The organism is Anabaena cylindrica UHCC 0172, from assembly GCF_034931625.1.
GTDB classification, from domain to species: domain Bacteria; phylum Cyanobacteriota; class Cyanobacteriia; order Cyanobacteriales; family Nostocaceae; genus Anabaena; species Anabaena cylindrica_A.
The window spans coordinates 1-21,609 of the sequence record NZ_JAYGGY010000113.1 but is presented as its reverse complement, the minus strand read 5'-3'; the positions used below and the strand labels follow the sequence as shown (position 1 = coordinate 21,609).

General features: G+C 38.2%; 19 protein-coding genes. 9 read left to right on the top strand and 10 right to left on the bottom strand.

Annotated features, from left to right (window positions below; translation table 11 throughout):
* Positions 1 to 36 precede the first annotated feature (36 nt).
* A complete protein-coding gene (locus VB713_RS25105) occupies positions 37 to 417 on the bottom strand; it encodes a hypothetical protein (protein WP_323314216.1) in 381 nt (126 codons plus the stop codon).
* Between the two features lie 325 nt (positions 418 to 742).
* On the opposite strand from VB713_RS25105, the gene VB713_RS25100 reads away from it, so the two are divergent.
* Positions 743 to 1,975 carry a glycoside hydrolase family 10 protein gene (locus VB713_RS25100; protein ID WP_323314215.1) on the top strand — a complete coding sequence of 411 codons (1,233 nt, stop codon included), beginning with the start codon at positions 743 to 745 and terminating at the stop codon, positions 1,973 to 1,975.
* Between the two features lie 111 nt (positions 1,976 to 2,086).
* Here the strand turns inward: VB713_RS25100 and VB713_RS25095 are convergent, their stop codons facing one another.
* Positions 2,087 to 3,583 carry a site-2 protease family protein gene (locus VB713_RS25095; protein ID WP_323314214.1) on the bottom strand — a complete coding sequence of 499 codons (1,497 nt, stop codon included), beginning with the start codon at positions 3,581 to 3,583 and terminating at the stop codon, positions 2,087 to 2,089.
* Positions 3,584 to 4,140: 557 nt separating this feature from the next.
* A complete protein-coding gene (locus VB713_RS25090; RefSeq protein ID WP_323314213.1) occupies positions 4,141 to 7,131 on the bottom strand; it encodes a PAS domain S-box protein in 2,991 nt (996 codons plus the stop codon).
* A gap of 443 nt (positions 7,132 to 7,574) precedes the next feature.
* Between VB713_RS25090 and VB713_RS25085 the strand changes: the two genes are divergently transcribed.
* Both VB713_RS25085 and VB713_RS25080 read left to right on the top strand, forming a co-directional pair.
* Complete coding sequence (locus VB713_RS25085) at positions 7,575 to 8,888, top strand: efflux RND transporter periplasmic adaptor subunit (RefSeq protein ID WP_323314212.1); 1,314 nt, start codon at positions 7,575 to 7,577, stop codon at positions 8,886 to 8,888.
* Between the two features lie 115 nt (positions 8,889 to 9,003).
* Positions 9,004 to 12,171: an efflux RND transporter permease subunit gene (locus VB713_RS25080; protein WP_323314229.1), complete on the top strand. Its 3,168-nt coding sequence runs from the start codon at positions 9,004 to 9,006 to the stop codon at positions 12,169 to 12,171.
* A gap of 48 nt (positions 12,172 to 12,219) precedes the next feature.
* Here the strand turns inward: VB713_RS25080 and VB713_RS25075 are convergent, their stop codons facing one another.
* A complete protein-coding gene (locus tag VB713_RS25075) occupies positions 12,220 to 13,008 on the bottom strand; it encodes a DUF874 family protein (protein ID WP_323314211.1) in 789 nt (262 codons plus the stop codon).
* 459 nt (positions 13,009 to 13,467) lie between these two features.
* On the opposite strand from VB713_RS25075, the gene VB713_RS25070 reads away from it, so the two are divergent.
* The gene (locus VB713_RS25070; protein ID WP_323314210.1) at positions 13,468 to 13,851 is read left to right on the top strand and encodes a hypothetical protein; all 384 of its coding nucleotides are present in this window, start codon (positions 13,468 to 13,470) and stop codon (positions 13,849 to 13,851) included.
* Between the two features lie 9 nt (positions 13,852 to 13,860).
* On the top strand, positions 13,861 to 15,423 hold the full coding sequence (locus VB713_RS25065; protein ID WP_323314209.1) for a caspase, EACC1-associated type: 1,563 nt from the start codon (positions 13,861 to 13,863) through the stop codon (positions 15,421 to 15,423).
* A 66-nt stretch (positions 15,424 to 15,489) separates the two neighbouring features.
* Here VB713_RS25065 and VB713_RS25060 read toward each other — a convergent pair whose 3' ends face one another.
* From VB713_RS25060 to VB713_RS25050, 3 genes are all read right to left on the bottom strand, one after another.
* Positions 15,490 to 16,263: a transposase gene (locus VB713_RS25060; RefSeq protein ID WP_323314208.1), complete on the bottom strand. Its 774-nt coding sequence runs from the start codon at positions 16,261 to 16,263 to the stop codon at positions 15,490 to 15,492.
* Between the two features lie 98 nt (positions 16,264 to 16,361).
* A complete protein-coding gene (locus VB713_RS25055; RefSeq protein WP_168643025.1) occupies positions 16,362 to 16,586 on the bottom strand; it encodes a type II toxin-antitoxin system HicB family antitoxin in 225 nt (74 codons plus the stop codon).
* Positions 16,587 to 16,609: 23 nt separating this feature from the next.
* Entirely contained in the window at positions 16,610 to 16,948 is a 339-nt protein-coding gene (locus VB713_RS25050; protein ID WP_323314207.1) for a hypothetical protein, read from the bottom strand.
* Positions 16,949 to 17,095: 147 nt separating this feature from the next.
* On the opposite strand from VB713_RS25050, the gene VB713_RS25045 reads away from it, so the two are divergent.
* Both VB713_RS25045 and VB713_RS25040 read left to right on the top strand, forming a co-directional pair.
* The gene (locus tag VB713_RS25045; RefSeq protein ID WP_323314206.1) at positions 17,096 to 17,404 is read left to right on the top strand and encodes a FitA-like ribbon-helix-helix domain-containing protein; all 309 of its coding nucleotides are present in this window, start codon (positions 17,096 to 17,098) and stop codon (positions 17,402 to 17,404) included.
* Positions 17,394 to 17,846: a hypothetical protein gene (locus VB713_RS25040; RefSeq protein ID WP_323314205.1), complete on the top strand. Its 453-nt coding sequence runs from the start codon at positions 17,394 to 17,396 to the stop codon at positions 17,844 to 17,846. Before VB713_RS25045 ends, VB713_RS25040 begins: the two co-directional genes overlap by 11 nt.
* A gap of 4 nt (positions 17,847 to 17,850) precedes the next feature.
* On the opposite strand, the gene VB713_RS25035 is transcribed toward VB713_RS25040, so the two are convergent.
* The gene (locus tag VB713_RS25035) at positions 17,851 to 18,435 is read right to left on the bottom strand and encodes a Uma2 family endonuclease (protein ID WP_323314204.1); all 585 of its coding nucleotides are present in this window, start codon (positions 18,433 to 18,435) and stop codon (positions 17,851 to 17,853) included.
* 118 nt (positions 18,436 to 18,553) lie between these two features.
* On the opposite strand from VB713_RS25035, the gene VB713_RS25030 reads away from it, so the two are divergent.
* Positions 18,554 to 18,940 carry a hypothetical protein gene (locus VB713_RS25030; protein WP_323314203.1) on the top strand — a complete coding sequence of 129 codons (387 nt, stop codon included), beginning with the start codon at positions 18,554 to 18,556 and terminating at the stop codon, positions 18,938 to 18,940.
* Between the two features lie 17 nt (positions 18,941 to 18,957).
* Here the strand turns inward: VB713_RS25030 and VB713_RS25025 are convergent, their stop codons facing one another.
* Positions 18,958 to 19,293 carry a XisI protein gene (locus tag VB713_RS25025; protein WP_323314202.1) on the bottom strand — a complete coding sequence of 112 codons (336 nt, stop codon included), beginning with the start codon at positions 19,291 to 19,293 and terminating at the stop codon, positions 18,958 to 18,960.
* Positions 19,281 to 19,700, bottom strand: a complete 420-nt coding sequence (locus VB713_RS25020) for an element excision factor XisH family protein (RefSeq protein WP_323314201.1) — start codon at positions 19,698 to 19,700, stop codon at positions 19,281 to 19,283. Before VB713_RS25020 ends, VB713_RS25025 begins: the two co-directional genes overlap by 13 nt.
* A 392-nt stretch (positions 19,701 to 20,092) precedes the next feature.
* Here VB713_RS25020 and lpdA point away from each other — a divergent pair, with 392 nt between their 5' ends.
* A complete protein-coding gene (lpdA, locus tag VB713_RS25015; protein ID WP_323314200.1) occupies positions 20,093 to 21,523 on the top strand; it encodes a dihydrolipoyl dehydrogenase in 1,431 nt (476 codons plus the stop codon).
* Positions 21,524 to 21,609: the final 86 nt, after the last annotated feature.

Here is a 21,609-nt window from a genome sequence, read left to right as displayed (position 1 = left end):
CAAAAAAACTGAAAAACACTTGATATTCATCATTTTTTAATCGCGCAGCATTTGGGATATGATTCTGTCTGCTTGCAATCGCTGATAAGTTAAACGGATAATGTTTGCCGCATCAAATAAACCACGGACATAGCAAGCAAAACCCAAGGCATCCAACAACATCAAGGTAGTCACACCTTCTCTTGCTAGGGATGAAATAAATTCTGTAACTCCCGGAGCGCTTGTATCTATTGGCATTGTTGCCAACAAGAAACGTAGACAATCAGCTGATACAATAGTTCCTTCTAATTCTTTGCTATCCGTCGCTAGACGAACAATACCCACCATAATTTGATTTGGTGTCATTCCTTCTTCCATGAGAAGGACAAATAAAGATGCCAGATTGTCTGGAGTGTGTTTGTCGAGTTTGATATTCATCGTGCTTACATATTTACGTGTAACAATAAACGTAAATTTTTTTGCATATCCGGAAAAATTAAGCAAATTTGTTTACTGTATAGAAGTGAAACGGCTTAGTAATCGGTTTGACAACAATTACTGAGTCAAGGAAAAAAGCGGACGTAACTACTAATACTGAAGATATGTTTTTGCTCAAATTAAACTATCAGTGTATTTACTCTGAGGGAGGACAGTTTTTATTGCTCATTGCAAAAGTCCATGTCCAAACCATGTTTAGTATGAGAGAACTTCTTAGCAGTTATGCCAGTCTGTAAATAAGAGCTTTTTAGTGTGCTTATAGGCAATGAGTGAAATTTTTTTCAGGTGGAATGTGCGACAACGGATAAAATCAGGGTTGTTTGCGGCTATGGTTGTGCTGAGTATGGTAGCTGTGGTGATGCTATCTTTACCCTTAAATGCTCAAACTGCTATTCCCCAGCGGGCAACATCAGAATTAAGGGGAGTATGGTTAACCAATATTGACAGTAATGTTTTGTTTGAGCGCGATCGCTTGCAGAAATCACTGCAAACTTTAGATGATCTTAACTTCAATACAGTTTATCCCGCTGTTTGGAATTGGGGTTATACACTTTATCCTAGCAAAGTTGCCGCTAAAGTAATTGGTAAATCCCTTGATCCGACACCGGGATTACAAGGGCGAGATATACTTAAAGAGATGGTCAGCGAGGGACATAAACGAGGCTTAACCGTCATTCCCTGGTTTGAATTTGGCTTTATGGCTCCTGCTGATTCTCTGTTAGCCAAAAATCGTCCCCAATGGCTCACTAGTCGCAGTGATGGGACTAAAATTGTTAAAGAAGGTACACATGAGCGGGTTTGGCTCAGTCCTTTTCGTCCAGATGTCCAAAGTTTTATTCAAGACTTAATTGTAGAAATCGTCAAAAATTATGATATTGACGGTATTCAATTTGATGACCATTTCGGCTTACCATCAGAATTAGGATATGATGCCTACACTGTAGGATTATACAAAAAAGAACATAGTGGGAAAGCCCCTTCTAAAAACCCCAAAGATCCAGAATGGGTAAGCTGGAGAGCTAACAAAATCACCGATTTTATGAAGCGGGTATTTACAGCAATTAAAGCCAATAACAAAGATTGTTTAGTTTCCGTTGCGCCTAATCCTCAACGGTTCTCGTATGAATACTTTTTAGCAGACTGGCAGAAATGGGAAAGAATGGGATTAGTTGAAGACTTAGTTTTGCAGATATACCGTGATGACTTAAATGTGTTTATCAGCGAATTAGAATACCCAGAAGTGAAAGCTGCGAAAAGTCATATTCCTGTAAGTATTGGCATATTGAGTGGGTTGAAAAATAGATCAGTTCCCATGCAACAGATTAAAACACAAGTAGAGAAAGTGCGCGATCGCAATTTTGCCGGAGTTTCCTTCTTCTTCTATGAAACCCTCTGGAACCTCAGCCAAGAAAAAGCCCCAGAACGTCAAGCAGGTTTCCGGCAAATCTTCCCCCAACCAGCAGCTTATCCTAACTTACTAACAGGCTGGAAACCATAGGGATTGAGGACTGGGGACTGGGTAATTGATATTTCTCCCCTTGCTCCCTGCTCCCTGCTCCCTGCCTCCTGCCCCCTGCTCCCTGCTCCCTGCCTCCTGCCTCCTGCCTCCTTACCCTATTCCCAAACGTCCAGCTAAAGAGGGCGTTAACGGTAAAAGAGTGCTAATCATCAAGAATAGAGCTAAAAGACCTAAAGCGGCTCTAGCATCATCTGGTTCAGTGACTTCATTCAAACTTGGGCGTTCTGGTTCCCTTTGTAAAAAGAAAATGACGATCGCCCAATACATAGCCAAAGTATTACCCAGAGACACCAATGCCAGCAAAGCTAAAGTCGCAAACGTAGCCCTTCTTGCAGTTTTACGTCCATAAATTGCCTGCACAATGCGCCCCCCATCTAATTGTCCAGCAGGCATTAAATTTAAAGCCGTAATCACTAACCCCAACCAACCAATAATCACCAGAGGATGGACATTTACCAAAGGCGATTTCACCGCCGCACCCAACACAACCCGTGCCAAGCTACCCACCAAAATCGAGCCTTGAAAAAACTGATTTGGCAACTGAAATAAACTACCAGGGTGGGAAAGCAACAAGCCTGTCACCAACATCAGCAAAGAAACAACACCGCCAAAAGCAGGCCCCGCCAAAGCAATATCAAATAACGCCTTGCGATTAGGTAAAAGAGACTCAAACCGGGTAATAGCCCCAAAAGAGCCAATTTGTACAGCTGGTAGAAAAAACGGTAAACTGAGGCGGACTTGGTGACGCTGTGCCAATAACCAATGACCAATTTCATGGGCTATCAAAATTGTACATAGCCCCAAGCTGATAGGTAAAGCTTCGGGAAACCGCGATGGGTTGGAGAATAAATCAAAATTCAGCAATAAACCCGATGCTTCTAAACTAGTGGCAATAGTTGCTACTAACAGAATCACTGCAAATGCCTTTTGGGGTAATTGCATCGGACGTGGATCATTACGACTAGGTAAAACAATCATCACAGGTTTACCGTCTGTGTTCTCAACTAAAAACAAGCGATATTTATCACCTAAACGTCCCTGCAAACTTTGAGTTAGCCTGTTGTGAACTTCCTCTGCTTCTCCCCGTAAATTACCTTTGAAAATTGCTCCTTCTTGATAAGGGATGGTTTCAGTAGCAAAAAATGTATCAATACCAAAAATACCTTTAATAGTATGCAAATCTTCTTCCGGTATTGTCATTTCCTCCGGTTTTAGTTCTGCAACTACTGCTGAATTGTTACCATTTTTTGTGGAATTTGCTGCTTGTGAAGTTTCAGCATCCAGTCTTTCTGTTGCTCGTTGCTTGAGAATGGCATCTTGACCAGCATCGCGTAACTGTCTACCTAAGAAAATATACACCCCAGTTGAAGCCACAAGCAACAACAATATACCCGCTATATTGATGTAAATGCCAGCGGCAAAGCAGCCAAAGAATAGCAGCCAAGGAGCCATCAATACTACCGACTGTAACCAGGCTAAGATTCCCAGCTTACCAAAGGGTCTGGCACGATAAAAGCCCCAACCCAAAATGCCGAAAGCGACTAGCACAACTGCCGCAATTATAGGAGTTTCTGATGAAGTAAACATCTTTAAACCTTTGTTATTGAGACCGAAGCTCGTACAAGTCCGGTTTTGTAAATACGATTAATCACTAATATCTTACGCAGGTTGTAGTTTACCAAAATAATGCTGTTATTTGCAGCCAATCAGAATAAATTGACAAATTTAGCATTTTATGGTTAATATTTTGCCACATTGGGCATTTGTCACCCAAATAGGTGTAATGTTAATTATATAGGATTAACCTTTTCAAGATGACTAACCAATATACGTTGTTTCATTGATTCAATTTTGAGTCTTTTTATCATAATTTTGGTTTTTATGAAAGTTGGAATAACCAATCTTCGTTCCGAATTTCACCACCTGACTCCTAAATTATTAAGCTATTGAATTAAGTCTAGGACTTACGCACTGTACAAATTGAACGTCATATGTATGAACAAAATTAGGTCGTTTCAGGCTTTGGGGGATGAAATTTATATCAATAGCGATAGCGAAGCGCTGCTGCAAGCAGTTCGCTCAAAAATTGTCAAAAAACCAGGTTTAAATCCCTGAAACCCATACCTCCTATTTATTCGTTCCTGTCAATGCGTAAGTCCTAAATTCATAGGAATTTCAATCACAAATTCTGTTCCTTTTCCCAGGGTAGAATAACAAGATAAATTACCTTTATGTTTATCTACTATAATTTGGTAACTAATAGAAAGTCCCAAACCTGTACCTTTACCTACATCCTTTGTCGTAAAAAATGGGTCAAATAATTTGGGAATAATTTCCGCAGGAATTCCTAGACCATTATCAAATATCCTGATAGCTAATCGGTAATTATTAATTTTTTCAGTGATAATATGAATTTCTCTTTTTTTATTAACTAGATTTGCATTTTCTAAAGCATCAATAGCATTACTCAAAATGTTCATAAAGACTTGATTAAGTTGACCTGGATAACATTGAATTAATGGCAAGTTGCCGTAATTTTTAATTATGTCAATTTCTGAATAATTGGGTTTAGACTTGAGGCGATTTTGCAGAATCATCAAAGTACTATCAATGCCTTCATGAATATTTACTGCCTTAATTTCTGACTCATCTAACCGAGAAAAATTACGCAATGAAAGGACAATTTCTCGAATGCGATCAGTGCCTACACTCATGGAATTGAGAATCTTAATAATGTCTAATTTGATAAATTCTAATTCTATATTTTTGATTTTTTCTTGAATCTCTTCTGGTACTTCAGGGAAGTGTTTTTGATATAATTCCACTAAGTTTAATAAGTCTGTAACATATTCATTAGCTGGGGAAAGATTGCCATGAATAAAATTAACTGGATTGTTGATTTCATGAGCAATCCCCGCAACCATATTTCCAAGTGATGACATTTTTTCACTATGAATGAGTTTGATTTGTGTTTGTTTGAGATCCAGTAGAGTTTTTTCTAAATTTTGGGTTTGCTGTTGTAACATTATTTCGGCTTTTTTTCGTTCTGTAATATTTGTAGCTACTCCTAAAATTTGCTTAACTTGACCATTATTTTGGCGATAGAAAATGGTATCTCGACTATATAACCAGCACCATTCACTATTTACATTTTTCATGCGATATTCAATTTCTAAAATTTCTCCATCTTGAGCATTAATAAAACTTTGCCAATGTTCTATAACTTTTTCTTTATCTTCTGGATGGATAATTGAAGAGATTAAATCTGCATCAATCTGTTCCATTTCTTGATGAGAATAACCGAGGAAATCACTAATTGCTTGATTGGTGTAAACGTTACGTTGTTCTTCTAAGTCGAAAATATAGAGAAGATTGGGAGAAGAATCGGTAATACGTTGAATGAAATGCTGACTTGCTTGGAGTGCTTCTTCAGCTTGCTTGCGTTCTGTAATATTCAGGGTTGTCCCCACTAGTCTATAAATTCTACCATTACTGTCTTTCAAAGGATTGAGTGTAGTTAACCACCATGTTTCTTCATTTTTAATAGTGAGTAATTCTTCATAGCTGATGCTTGTACCAGATGCGATACAATTTTGGTAGCGTTGACGTATTACTGCACCTTCTACTTCTCCATGTAAATATTCTGGCTTTTTGCCAATAATATCTGCTTGACTTATTCCTGATAATTTTTCTCCTGAAGAATTCCAACCTGCAAAGCAAAAATCATTATTATCTAGAACATCAACAACAAATATGACTTGTGAAATGCCTTCATAAATACTGCGGAGAAATTCTTCCTTTTCTTGTAATTGTGCCTCTGCTTGTTTGAGTTCGGTGATGTCAAATAGACAGCCATACCAGAGGATGCCATTATCAGGTTGACGTTCTGGTTTAGCTATTGCCTTTACCCATTTTTGATGCTTGCTAGGGGTTGTGATACGCCACTCAGTCTGATAGTTTTCTAGGGTTTGAGCAGACTGAAACATTATTGCTTTGATGTTATTAACATCATCAGGATGAGCAGAACTAAATATCAGTGATTCATCTTTCTGAATCTGTTCTGGTTCTAATCCTAAAATTTCTCGACATCCTGAAGACACATAGGGAAAAGACATTTCGCCATCTGGTGATAAACGAAATTCATGCATCATTCCTGGGACATTATCTGCCAATCTATGTAACCGAGCTTCACTCTGATGCAAAGCGGCTGTACGTTCTTCTATTTTAGCTTCTAATTCTTCATTTAGTTTTTTTAATGATTCTTCTGCCTCGTGACTAGCGGTAATATCTAGAAGTACACCACAAAAAATAATTTCCCCTTGTTCATTTTTAGTTGGTGTTGAGTCTCCTTGCCACCAACGAATTTCTCCATTAGGTTTTATTAGTCTGCCTTCGTAGTGCCAAGGGGTAAAATTTTCGGTGGATTCAATTACAGAGGCAATATAATTATTAATATCTTCTGGATGAATAAGAGTGATAAAGCTATTTAAATTTTGCATCATTTCATTAGCTTTAATTCCTGCCAGTTTCCAGATAAAATCACTGATATAGTTTACCGTCCAAACCCCATTACGGTTAGTGAATTGAAAAATTGCGCCGGGGAGATTAGTGGCAATATCTCTTAAACGTCTTTCACTATCTGCTAGGGCTATTTCTGCTTGTTTGCGAGTGGTAATTATCTCTGTAAACATGATAATGCCACTGATTTCATTGGCTTTTTGATACCAAGGATGTATTTCCCATTTCACCCATTCAATTGTGCCATCATCACGGGAAAAACTATCCTCTTCACATTTTTCAAATGTACTTGTTAAACAGCGTTGGTGAATTTTTTGCCAATACTGGGGAAGATTGGGTAAAATTTCACAGTGACTGCGGCCGATAATTTCTTTATCCCCCAAACCGTGATCTTCTCGCCAGCGCCGACTTGCTAATACATAACGCATTTGACGGTCAAAGATAGCGATCGCAGCTGGTGTATATTCCATGAATAAGTCCATCTGTTCATGGTTATACTTCACAGGAGTTGAGAACTGAGTCTGAGTCAAATTTGCCACTGTTTTACGTAGTTCTACTAATTCTTGTTGCAGAGATTCGTAAGTACTTTTATTTACAGTGATGAAATCGCTAGTCATAGTCGTTTCGCTTGCCTATCCAGAGTCTGAAATTGACTTTATAGCAGCAGTCAGGAGTCAAACTTCAGGACTAAAACCCTCTTTTAGCAAGATTTTCATCATTTTATTGATGTCCTAACCACCCTGTCCGTTCCTATAATTCTATAGTTCCCAATTACTACCAGTAAAAAACATGGTTGGCATCATCTTTTCTGTTCCCTACCTCTACGAGCAAATATGCCTACACCATGCAAGCTATCAGAAATCAAATCTGAAGATAATTAACTATATTAACTATATAATTAACCTTCCGGTAGATTGTCAAAAATTATAAACCTTGTATATTGAGATGAGCTAACACATAATTTTTGCTAAAACCTCATGCTAAATGAGGAATTTCAAAATCAATATAATACAGTTCCAGATAGAGTTTTAAATATTCATTCCTCAACTTTCTATCAGCCATGACATCTCCTGAGCCTCAAACTGATTTTGAAGATATTCCCCAGCCATCATTTGAGCCACCGCCACAATCAAGACGGTGGCTACGCTTATTGTTAGCTCTAGTGCTATTAATTGGGGGTGGAAGTGCGATCGCTTGGAAGTTGCTAACTCCTGATAACCAAACTCCAGCCGCAGCTAACGTTCAACCCCCAGCAGTAAAAGTCAAACTATCGACAGTGCAAACAGGCAGAGTTGAAGATTCTACAGAATATATTGCCAGTCTAGAATCTAGGCGTTCAGTCAATCTCCAACCCAGAATTCAGGGTCAAGTTGCCCAGATATTTGTCAGATCAGGAGATCCTGTCGTAGCTGGTGCAGCCATTATGCAAATTGATGCCAGACAGCAACAAGCAGCCGTTAACAGTTTATCCGCTGCTGGTCAGGCTTCTCAAGCACAACTAGAAAACGCTCGCGCTACCCTCAAATCCTTGCAAGCAGAACGCCTATCTAATGTTGCTGATGTGCGTTTAAACCAACTAGATTACAATCGCTACTCTGAATTAGCTGCACAAGGAGCGGTATCTCGTCAAACAAAAGACTTATATGCTAATAAGCTGGCTACCGCGAAAGCCCAACTAGGAGCGATGGATTCTCGCATTCAAGCCCAAAAAGCCACCATCTCTCAGGCAGAAAAATCCTTAGCGCAAGCTGATGCCAATGTGAGGCAACAACAGGTAGAACTTCAATATTACAAAATTACTGCCCCCTTTAATGGCACTGTCGGTGATATCCCTGTGAAAGTAGGCGATTTTGCTAGTACTTCTACACAATTAGCTACTATCACTCAAAATCGACCTTTAGAAGTTAAAATCCCTATTCCACTAGAACGAGGTTCCCAGTTACGTCAAGGATTATCAGTAGAATTAATTAGTTCCCAAGGTCAAACCCTGGGTACTACTGAAATATTTTTCATCTCTCCAAGTATCAATAATAATTCCCAATCAATACTAGTTAAAGCACTTTATAGCAATGCCGATGGTCTACTGCGGGCAGATCAATTAATTCGAGCAAAAGTTATTTGGGATCAGAGTGCTGGAGTTTTGATTCCCACAACAGCCGTATCTCGAATAGCTGGTGAAAACTTCGTATTTGTAGCTCAATTAGAAAAATCTCCTGATGGTAATTCCCAATTAGTAGCTAAACAAAAGCAAGTGAAGCTAGGCAATATCAAAGATAATAATTATCAAGTGATTTCGGGACTTAAAGAAGATGAAAAACTGGTTGTTTCAGGAATACAAAACCTCAGAGATGGTGTGCCAATCATTGCTGAATAATTGAGGCAGGGAGCAGGAATGGGGTTGGAGATAGAGGAAAAAGACTTTCTACCTATTCCCCAATTACCAATTACCAATTACCAATTACCAATCACTAATTACCAATTACCAATTAATTATGGTTGATTTTTTTATTAGGCGGCCTGTTTTTACAAGTGTCTGCGCTATTATCATTTTGTTGTTAGGGGCAATCAGTATTCCGACTTTGCCCACAGCACAGTATCCAGAAATTAGTCCCACGCAAATTCTTGTCAGTGCTAATTACGTTGGTGCTAGTGCAGAAGTTGTAGAAAGTACGGTGACAACGGTCTTAGAGCGTCAGATTAATGGTATCGAAGGCATGAAATACATGACTTCGAGCAGTAGTAACGATGGTGGAAGTACAATCACCGTTACATTTGATGCCTCAAGAGATAAAGATATTGCCGCAGTTGAGGTACAAAATCGGGTTTCTTTGGCTGAACCGCAGTTACCAGAAGCGGTGAAACAAACAGGAGTAAGTGTTAGTAAGCAGTCAAACAACATCCTGTTAGCGATGGGTTTGTATAGTGATGATAAAAAATTTAATAACGTCTTTTTAAGTAATTACGCTGATTTATATTTATCAGATGCCCTCAAACGGATCAAAGGTGTCAGTGAGGCGCGGATTTTTGGTGAACGTCGCTATGCAATGCGTTTGTGGCTTGACCCTAATAAACTTGCTAGTCGCAACCTAACTACTCAAGATGTTGTTGATGCTGTCAATGAACAAAACTTGCAAGTAGGTGCGGGGCAAATCGGTCAGCAGCCAGCGCCAGATGGTCAGATGTATCAAATTGACTTGAGGGCAATTAGTCGGCTGATAGAACCTGAAGAATTTGATAATTTAGTCATTAAAACTACTGCTGATGGGAGTTTAATTAAGTTAAAAGATGTGGGTAGGGCTGAACTTGGCGCACAAAATTACAGTTCATTTCTACGTTTTAAGGCTAATGAAGGTGTAGGGATAGGCATATTTCCCACACCAGGCAGTAATGTTTTAGATGTTGCCAGGTTAGTCAAAGCGGAAATGAAGCGATTGTCCCAAAGCTTTCCGCCAGGGATGAAATATCAAGTGGCATTTGATACGACTACGATTGTCGAAGGTTCCTTAGAAGAAGTTGTAAAAACTTTATTACTATCGATCGCTCTGGTAGTTCTAGTAATTTTCGTTTTCTTACAAGATTGGCGGATTACTTTAATTCCTGTCATCACCATTCCCCTGGCTTTAATTGGTACTTTCGCTTTCGTTAAAGCCTTTAACTTTTCCATCAACACCCTGACCATGTTTGGTTTAACCCTAGCAACAGGGATGGTAGTTGATGATGCGATTATCGTAGTTGAAGATATCTCTCGCTTAATTCAAGAAGAGGGAATGTCACCTCGTAAGGCCGCATCCGCAGCTATGCATGAATTGACTGGAGCGGTAATTGCCACCTCTTTGGTACTGATGGCTGTATTTGTGCCGGTAGCCTTTTTCCCTGGTTCAACTGGACAAATTTATAAACAATTTGCTCTGACTATTGCCTTTGCCATCGCTATTTCCACTTTTTTAGCTCTGACCTTGACACCTTCCCTTTCGGCTTTGCTATTGCGACCTAAACCCCAACCTAGAGGCATTTTCGGCTGGGTATTTGGTCGAATCAACTGGTTTTTAGATGCCATGCAGCGGGGATATGAGAGAATTGTCAGATATTTGACCAAAATTAAAGGGATTGTGGCGATCGCATTTATCGGTCTATTGGGTGTGACGGCTTGGCTTTACATGACCGTACCCACATCATTTTTACCCGACGAAGACCAAGGTTATTTCATCACCATTATTCAAGGGCCAGAAGGTTCATCACTCAAATACACCAGCAACGTCATGAGTGAAGTAGAAACCGAAATCCTGAAATTGCCAGAAGTAGTAGGTACTTTCGCCATTGGTGGCTTTAGTTTTAGTGGCAATACTGCTAACAGTGGCGTAATTTTTACCACTCTTAAGCCCTGGAGCGAACGAACAAAACCAAATGAAACAGTACAAGCCCTGATTGGCAAATTAGGAGGAACATTTTCAGGAATTACCGAAGCCAGCGTTTTTCCCGTTAATCCCCCCTCAATTCGTGGTTTAGGTAGTTTTAGTGGTTTCCAATTTCAGTTACAAGACCTATCCGGCACTAACAGCTTAAATACCATGCTGGCAAAAGTCGGTGAGTTTATGATGCGGGGAAATCAGACTCCAGGATTGCAAGCCGTATTTAGCACCTTTAAAGCCAACACACCCCAAATTTTAATTGAAGTAGACCGAAATAAAGCTAAATCTCTGCAAGTTTCCATTGATGATATATTTCAAACCCTACAAAGTTATTTTGGGTCAAGATATGTCAACGACTTTAATTTCCTGTCTCGCACCTATCGGGTATATATCCAAGCAGATGCTCAGTTCCGCTCAAATCCCAAGGATATCAATTCATTATATGTGCGGTCTGATAATGATCAGATGATTCCTCTGAGTAGTCTAGTCAAATTGACTCCAACAACTGGAGCGCAAACCATCAATCACTACAACTTATTACGCTCAATTGAAATTAACGGTTCTCCGGCTCCTGGTTTTAGTTCTGGACAAGCAACTCAGGCGATGGAAAAACTCGCAAAAGAGATTTTACCTACGAGCATGACATATGAATGGTCAGGTATTGTCGCCGAAGAAAAAGAATCCGGTGGACAAGCACCAATCATTTTTGGATTAGGCTTATTTTTCGTCTTTTTAGTATTATCTGCTCAGTATGAAAATTATATAGACCCGTTGATTATTCTGTTGGCAGTTCCCCTGGCTATTATGGGAGCTTTAGCATCGCAATCACTCCGAGGTTTAAGTAATGATGTATTTTGCCAAGTAGGGTTAGTAATGTTAATTGGTTTAGCAAGTAAAAACGCAATTCTAATTGTAGAATTTGCCAATCAATTACAAGAACAAGAAGGTTTATCAATTACTAAAGCCGCAATCACAGCAGCACAAGGGCGTTTGCGTCCAATTTTGATGACTGCATTTTCAACTCTGTTGGGTATTTTTCCCTTGGTAATTGCCACAGGCGCAGGTGCAGGTAGTCGTCAATCTCTGGGTACTGCTGTGTTTGGGGGAATGTTCATTGCGACTTTTTTAAGTTTATTTATTGTGCCAATTTTGTATATCATCATTGGCACAATTCGTCAGCGTTTGCGACCTGTTCATAAATATCCGCATTTAGAATTGCGTGAAGAGGGGAAGGTTTCATCAAGATAGCATTCATTCCCAGTCATAGACTGGGAATTAGAGAACAAAATATTACATCTAATCTAAATCAGGTTCAACACCAAGCGATAGCAGTTGGGCAATTAATCTTTCTGTTTTCTGCCTTTCTTGTTCAGCTTTCTGCCTTTCTTGTTCAGCTTTTTGCCTTTCCTGTTCAGCTTTTTGTCTTTCTCTTTCTGTACTGGTTAAAATCCAATTACCGTCTTGATCATACCAACGTAACCAAGGCATTTCCACATTTTTATAAGTGCCTTGCCACACTCCTAAACCTAATTCTATTTCTGGAATCCAAACCCGATTATCTGATAAATTGACTTCAGCATAACGAGCGCCATTTAACTGAAACATTCTAAATTCAGATTTATAACGGTCAAAGATAGCGTAATAGGGTATTCTTAAAATTTGTTCATAAACTTCCCATTTACCAGGAGGTTTTTCAACATCCCTTAATGCTTGCCCTAAGTCTTCTTTTTCTGTTCCAGGTGAGAGTAATTCAACTATAATATGAGGGCTTACTCCTTCTTGCCACACTACATAACTTAATCTTAAATCTCTATTTTCGTACAGATATGGTACACCTAAAACGCCAAACCAATCTGGGCGTTTATACCATGAAGGATGACGCAAATCATAGTAAAGATTCAGATCACTGCCTGTAAATATCTCTTGAGTAGGATAATTTGGTGGACGGAATGTTTCTGCTAACAATTGTGGTTGCAATAAATGAAATTCATCTGGCAAGCCTGGTTCCTCCGGGTCTTCGCTAGGAAGATCATACATTGTTGGTAATGTTTCTTTAGGGGAAAGTGGCGGATCTGTTTGATACATTCTTGACAATCCTAAAGATAGAATTTCTATCCTCATTATATTATGTAGCAATATGATTCGGTTTAGAAAATGGTAGCGACTGTTTTCGATGTTAGATATTGCTGGGGAGAAAGTCTTGTTTATTGAGAATGTATAAGAATCAAATTTTCTCAATTATGAATTGACCGATTAGTTACAGCAGTTTCCAGTTATATAAGGTACATCGTAGCCCCCTCATCGCTTGCGGTGAACCAGCGCTGTAGGCGGGTTTCCCACCGTAGGCGACTGGTGAATCCAAAGGAGGAGGGGGTTGGGGGTGGGGTTCTTGTACCTCATAGCCGGGAAGTGCTGTATCATAGCTCCTGCAAGGGAAGAATTCATACTTTGCTCTAAAAAATGGGCAAAAATTACCTTATTAACGCAATTTATCGGGCTGATACTGGTATAATTATGAAAAAAATAAAATAATATCTCAGTGATATGTCAGATACATCCAATTTTAAAGTTACCATTGCCTTCACTGATTCAGACTTAGACGACGACGAAAAGAATCAGGAAGTGCAGAAGCTACTGAGTCAAATGCAGAAGCTAGATGAAGTAGAAGACGCTAACCGCGTTCTTGACCCCAACCCACCAGAACTAAATAAAGCTGGAAGAGGTTTTTTACCCGGACTGCTAATGGCACAAGTGAACCCAGCCAATTTTTTGAAATTGTTTGGATTTTTAAAAGAACGCTTGGGTAACAAACCGATTAAACTCAATGTTAAAGCCCCAGATGGTCGGGAAATCAACGTTGAAGCCAGCAGTAAAGAAGAATTTGAATTTGCTTGGCAAAAAGCACAAGATTTTATGAACAATAAATAAAGCTGAACAATGGCGAGAATTGCACTATTGATAGGGGTAAGTGAATATGAACCAGGTTTAAATCAACTGGCTGGGGCTGTAAAAGATATTGAAGCAATGCAGCGAGTTTTACAGCATCCAGAAATGGGCGGTTTTGCTGAAAGTGAAATTATAGTCATGCCAAATCCCCAAAAATGGGATCTGGAAAATACGATTGAAAAACTTTTTGCTAACCGTAAAAAAGATGATTTATTGCTGCTTTATTTCTCAGGTCATGGAATTATAGATGATAGCGGTAATTTATATTTAACTAATAGCCAAACTCACAAATATGACAATGGTAATTTAGTCGAAACTAGTGCTACTGCTGCTAGTTTAATACACAGATTTATGGAAAATAGTCGTTCTCAGCGACAGGTAATTATTCTGGATGCTTGCTTTAGTGGTGCTTTTGCCGAAGGGATGCAAGCAAAAGATGATAGTAATGTAGATATTAATAAGGAATTAGGAGGAAAAGGTAGGGCAGTTTTGACTTCTTCCTCTTCTAGTCAATATTCCTTTGAACAAGCAGAAGAAGAACTATCAGTCTATACCCGTTACATTGTTAATGGTATTGAAACTGGTGCGGCTGACACTGATAATGATGGCATGATTTCTGTTGATGAATTGCATGAATATGCCAGAAAAAAAGTGCAGGAAGCAGCACCAGCAATGAGTCCCAAAATTTATGCTGTGGAAGAAGGATTCAAAATTAAGGTAGCAAAAGCACCTATTGGCAATCCTAAATTAAAATATCGCAAGGAAGTAGAAAAATATTTACGTAATGGTAAAATTTCACCTACTGGTAATCGAATTTTAAAGCGTCATCAAAATGAATTAGGTTTATCAAATGATGAAGTTAAGCAAATACAGGATGAAGTTTTAGAACCTATTCGTAGATATCAAGCTAATCTGAAAGAGTATGAAGAAGCTTTGCAAGAGGCTTTACAGCATGAAACAAATCTCAGCCAAATTACAAGAAATGAGTTAAAAGAATTTCAGCAACTTTTACAACTTAGAGATGAGGATATAGAACCTATTCACGATAGATTAATTTCGTCTGCAAATAATTCCCCAACAAACAACCCAACTATCGCTATTACCTGGACAATTGAACTGTCCTCAGAAAAAGGCATAGATTACACTAGACTACGTGATTTACTCGCAGCACACAAATGGGAGGAAGCAGATAAAGAAACTTATCAAGTAATGATTAAAGCTGTAGGTAAAAAGTCTGGTGAATGGTTTACAAGTGATGAACTATTAAATTTCCCATGCCAAGACCTCCGCACAATTGACCAATTGTGGGTAAAATACAGTGAAGGACGATTTGGTTTCAGCGTCCAAAAGGAGATATACTTGAGCGTGGGTGGTAAGGCTGATGGCAAGTATGATTCAGATGCCTGGGGAAAATTTGTGGAAAAAGTAGGATGGAAAAAAGTAACCTATGATACAAAATCTCCAAGAGGACACTTACCCATAGGGGTTTCCAGCACTTGGGGTTATGCGGAGTCAGTGTGTGTAAGATCTCTTCTCTCGCATCGAGACTTGTAAACTGTAACATTTAAAGCTTTCCGAGATTTGTAAATATTTATTACAGCCCCCTTTCCCACGCTATAATCAACATTTCAGATTTTCGTTACCTGGCACTGCGGCAAAAAAGCCATTTGCGTGGATAAATTTTTCTGCTACCTCCTGCACCTCCGTACTTTCCGTTATCTTTTGCTTATCCCAAGGTAAACTCATCTGTCCTGGTGACTTCTTACCCTTACTGCTTTTCTTCATGGACGGTAAAAACCGACTTCCCCAGTGGTTTCTTTTTTCTGGTTTAGCCTTTGGTTTATAGTTCTTGCAAAACCGCCGATATTTAGCCGCACATTCTTCTAGAGTTCTCCCCAATTGCAAAAATGCCGGATGCCATTGAGTGATACCAATACCATCATTACTCAAGCGGTCATGAGTGCCATAATTACTAAAGTCATAAAAAAACCCTTGCTGTATTCCTGCTGCTTTTGGGTTAGCGTGGATATATCGCAAAGTATTTAAAGCCCGACGATAATCTGTATTTTCAAAACCTGTACTGTGATATCGCTTTTCCCAAAAATGTCCTGTACGGTTCATCATCCGATTAAAACACATAGCAGTGTACCAATTTAACCAGTGCATAACTTTTGGTAATTCTTCTGGCTGTTTTGGTTCTAGGAGATAATGAACATGATTACTCATAATGCACAGTGCATAGAGTTTAAAACCATATTTGTGTTGTGCTTTTTTAATCGCATAAAGAAACACTTCCCGACATTCTAACCGTGTAAGTCTAAATTCGCGGTTATTGCAACGGGTAGTAACGTGATAACAGAAACCTGGTTGAAAATTGCGTTTGGGACGAGACATAGAGAGATTGCTATCGTGATATAATTATTGGGACTTTCAACGTAATTATTTAAGAAAATACATTATGAGTGAAAACAGAATCAAAGAAATTATTGACATTAAATCATCACCTCAGCTTCCGCTACAAAAGCCTCTAAAATTGGTGATTCATCTTCTAAAACTTCTTTACCAAATACTTCTATATGACATTTAATAGCTGATTTCACATCAGCTAAGGCTTCTTCATAACTATTACCTTCACCAACTATAACTCCTTGAATACCAAGGGGATAAGCAATATAACCATCAAAGTGTTTTTCGACAATAATTTTAATTTGTTTCATATAGTTCATTTTGGAGGATCTAATTATTGGTTAGGTTTTTCTGGAAGTTGGTTTAAAGTATATCTAGCTCTGGTTTTCAGAATATTTAATTGGTCAACCTGTGCCAGTAATTTGTCTAAAGTTTCAGATTCCTCATTTGTTAATTGATTTTCAGAATTTTTTATTAATAACTTATCTAACTGAATTTGACTTTTATGAGACAAAGAAGTTTCTGCCAAAGCTTGCAACTCATGGAGACTCAAACCAATCAATAATTCAGTATCTGCTGATAAGTTGGTTAGCAGTTGGTAAGTTTCCAAATTTAACAATACACCAACTCTATCTACCTGGGTATTAGTTATATACTGCACTGATTCAGACATGGTTTTAGATGTAAGTTAAAAAAATACTGTGCATCATAACTTATTCTAGTATATTTTTTTATTTCTCACTAATCAACTCAATAAATTGAGATACAACATCCTAGCAAAATGCTATAATATCAATTAACCAAAAACCATATATTCAATATGAAAATAATTATAGATGACTTAGAACCCAACCTAGTCGAAAAACTCAAATATCAAGCCGAACAAAATGGGCGCACTCTAGAAGCTGAAATGAAACTTATCTTAACACAAGCTGCTGTAAAAAGTCCCCACCAATATTTTCATAACCAACCATTACTTCCTCTAGAAACATTAGCAACACAGGTAAAAGAGTCCTTAGATAATACAGGATATAATTCTTCTGAGAAAATTATTGATTTAATTCAAGATGTGAAAAGAGAAATGGCTGAGGAATATTTATCAAAAGCACAGCATCAAAATGAGTCATGATATCCCTCAACGTTTATTTTTAGACACTAATATTTATATTATTGGCGTTGCTAATCAGAATAGTTATGAAAGAAAAATATTAGAATCAGTTGGTTTTCAGCAAACATCATCTATAGAAATAATAATTTCAGAAGAGCTATTGAATCAGATTTTACGAGTTTATAAACGTTTATATAATAAAGATTGGGGTAGTCAGATTGTTGCTCGAATTTGGCAGCAATTACAAGTTATTTATGTAAATTTTACTGTTGATAAATGGCTAAAGATAGAAGAATTAGGATTAATTCCTCGTGAAGATATTGGAGTTTATTTAACTGCGAGTAAGGGTGAAAGTCAATGTTTTATTTCTGCTAATTATAAACTAATTCGTTGTTTAGTCGAAGAAACAAAAGAGTTTGAATGTCTAACTCCTCAAGAATTTGTGGATAAGTATTTAGAATAAATTTTTATTTTCCATTAATCAACTCAACAAATTGAGATACAGCATCATATTGATCAGGAATTGCTAAAAACTGCAACAATAACTCCTTATCCAAATCTGGGAAAAAGCGACTTCGGTTCACTTCTTCATATTCAAAAACAGCCTTTAAACTAAAAATTTGGATTTTATTATTTCTCCAAAACCAAACTTCTGGAACTCTCTTAGGTTTATACAACTCAGTTCTTTTAATTGTGCCACTACTAACTATAATTTCAATCACAATATCAGGAACTTCTTTATTAGTGCCAATACAATAAGACTCGTCAGGTGTTCTCGAAGCATAACCAGATTCTTCTAAAGTAAAACCACCTCTACCATAAAACCGAATACCTTTATGTCTCATGTACGCTTCTAATAAATAAGACAGCGTTTTTTTTACATATTCATGTTTATCACCAATAGGAGACATAATTTCCAGCACCCCTGCTAAATATGCCAATTTCACAGCATGATTTTCTTGTAACTGCACTTCAATATTTTTAAACTGTTGCCAAGAAACGCCAGGTACAGTTACCAGTTTTTCTTCTTGTTCTAAAAGTGGAACTTTCATAGAAAAAACCGCCATACTTTTTAATTAATTATACTCTATTGTAGTTGGTTAGCTTAAACGAATATACACAAAATTAACTTCCTGATAATGTTAAAATCAAGGAAAACTATCTAAAAATATGAGTAACCAAATCACAATTACTCTACCAGATGACGTTTATCAAAAAGCTGAACACTTCGCACGTTTAGCAAACCGTGATTTAGCAAGCGTCTTAGTTGATACTATTCAATTTTCTATCCCACCTGTTAGCTTGGAAGCAGCAACCTGTGAACCTGTATCATCACTTTCTGATCAGCAAGTTTTAGCTTTGACAAAATTGCAAATTAAATCTGAAGAAGATAGCCTTTTGAGTAAATTTCTAGACAGACAACAAGCTGGTATTCTCACAGAGTCAGAACATTCTGAATTACAAACACTCATGCAAATTTATCAGGAAGGGCTTTTAAGAAAAGCTACTGCATTAAGTGAAGCTGTCAAACGTGGATTAAAAGAAATTAAAACATGATCAAACGAATCCTAATATCAAGCTACAGAAAAATCTGTAAACTGACGATATTCAGGACGAATAAACCCTAAAACAATATCATCCTTTACTACTCCTAATTCAAGTAATTCAGTAGTTATACCTCCTTCTGTACCATCCCATTCAATGTAAAATTTATCGTCAATAATTCGCAGATGAAACACCACTGCATGAACCCTACCTGTTTGATCCCAACCTGTGTCCATCAACAAATAATTATCAGATTTTCTATCACAAATAGATAAACTTTCTATTTTTCCATGACTGGGTTTATATTTAGCGTGCTTATCAACAATACTAGCTACTATATTTCTGTATTTTTCTAATTTATCCATTGGATAATTACCTCCTGATGCGGGTCAAAAATAATGTAATTAATCTGTTGTTGATCACTTAAAATATCTTGAATAACTGGCTTGAGGAAAAAATCTTGATAAGCTGCTTCAGGAATTGCTAAATATAATTTACGTTCTGGATTAATTCTTTTTATTAAACTAACATAAATATTATATTGACCTAAAGTTTTTTCTAATTCTGTAATTAAAGAAGGACTGTTAAAAACCTTTATTTCAATTACAATTTTTTGGTACATCTTCTGGGCAGCTAGTAACTTTTCTGCTCCCAAATCAGCATACAAGCGCAAACCCTTGTATTCTAATATAAAGGGATCATTAGTAATCACCCATCCATCTTTAATTAAAGCATTTTTAACTTCATTGTGATATAAGTCGTATTGTGGCATTTCTAAAACAAAAATATATATTTTTGAATATTGATACACTTAACCTAAGTATAGGTAGTATAAAGCAATTATTCAACGCATCATCTGTACTAAACCTCGTCTAACTTGAGAACTGTAGTTTTTTTACCAAAGCTTTGCGATTACTTCCTTACGTCGCAATGACACAAACCAATCATTCAAAGCTCCAGAGTTTAAAATGGATGAGATTTAAAACCCAAAAATATCGGAAAATCCGCTAAAATTGCACAGTGTGATGAAAAACCGATTATCAAAATATAACTATAATTTTACCCAGTCATCCCCATTCTGAACAATAACGCATCGGCTGAAATGTTGGCACAGAGGGGATATAGAGTTAAAAACCAGTAGGCTAAAAAAACGGGGAGACTAACGTGAGTTCTGAATTTGATTACGATTTAGTGATTATCGGCGCGGGTGTAGGTGGACATGGCGCAGCCCTACACGCTGTTAACTATGGTCTGAAAACGGCGATTATCGAAGCAGCAGACATGGGGGGAACTTGTGTAAATCGGGGCTGTATTCCCTCTAAGGCGCTGCTGGCGGCTTCTGGAAAGGTGCGGGAGTTACGCAATGCCCACCACCTGAAATCGTTGGGGATTCAAATTGGTAATGTAGAATTTGATCGGCAAGCGATCGCAAATCATGCCGATGATCTGGTTTCTAAAATTCAAAAAGACCTAACCAATAGTCTCAAACGGTCGGGAGTCGATATCATTCGCGGTTGGGGAAAAATCACCGGAACGCAAAAGGTGACTGTGACTACAGATAGCGGTGAAAAAACTATCACAGCGCAAGATATAATTCTCTCCCCCGGTTCTGTTCCCTTTGTTCCTCCCGGAATTGAAGTAGATGGTAAAACAGTATTCACCAGTGACCAAGGGGTAAAATTAGAGTCCCTACCTAGCTGGATTGCAATTATTGGTAGCGGTTACATCGGGTTAGAATTTTCTGATATTTACACCGCTTTGGGCTGTGAAGTGACAATGATTGAAGCCCTGGATGTGTTAATGCCAGGATTTGACCGTGATATTGCTAAACTGGCAGAAAGAGTTTTAATTGCTCCCCGTCCTATTGAAACCAGAGTCGGAATATACGCAAAAAGGATTATTCCTGGCGCTCCCGTTGTGATTGAGTTAGCCAATTTCCAAACCAAAGAAGACGCAGGTGTTCTGGAAGTTGATGCTTGCTTAGTAGCTACAGGCAGGATTCCCGCTACTAAAAATCTCGGTTTAGATTCTGTCGGTGTGGAACTAGATAAACGCAACTTTATTCCTGTTGACGACGCTATGGCTGTGCTTTCAGGTGGTGAAGTTGTCCCCCACCTCTGGGCTATTGGCGACGCAAATGGGAAGATGATGCTGGCACACGCCGCTTCTGGTCAAGGTATCATTGCTGTCGAAAATATCTTGGGTAAAAACAAAAAAGTAGACTATCGCAGCGTTCCCGCAGCCGCTTTCACCCATCCTGAAGTTAGTTATGTGGGTTTAACAGAAACAGCTGCTCAAGAATTAGGTTTAGCTGAAGGTTTTGAAATTGCTACTAGTCGGAGTTACTTCAAAGGTAATTCTAAAGCTTTAGCAGAAAACGAAACCGATGGTATTGCTAAGGTAATTTACCGTAAAGACACAGGTGAAGTCTTAGGTGTGCATATTTTCGGACTGCACGCATCAGATTTAGTTCACGAAGCCTCAGCAGCAATTGCTCGCCGTCAATCGGTGAAAGACCTCGCTTACTTAGTCCACGCCCATCCTACACTATCAGAAGTTCTGGATGAAGCTTATAAAAGAGCGATCGCAAGTTAGGTAATGGGGCATGGGTAATTGGTAATGGGATAAATGTAAGAATTCAGGAGTCAGGAGTCAGGAGTCAGGAGTCAGGAGTCAGGAGT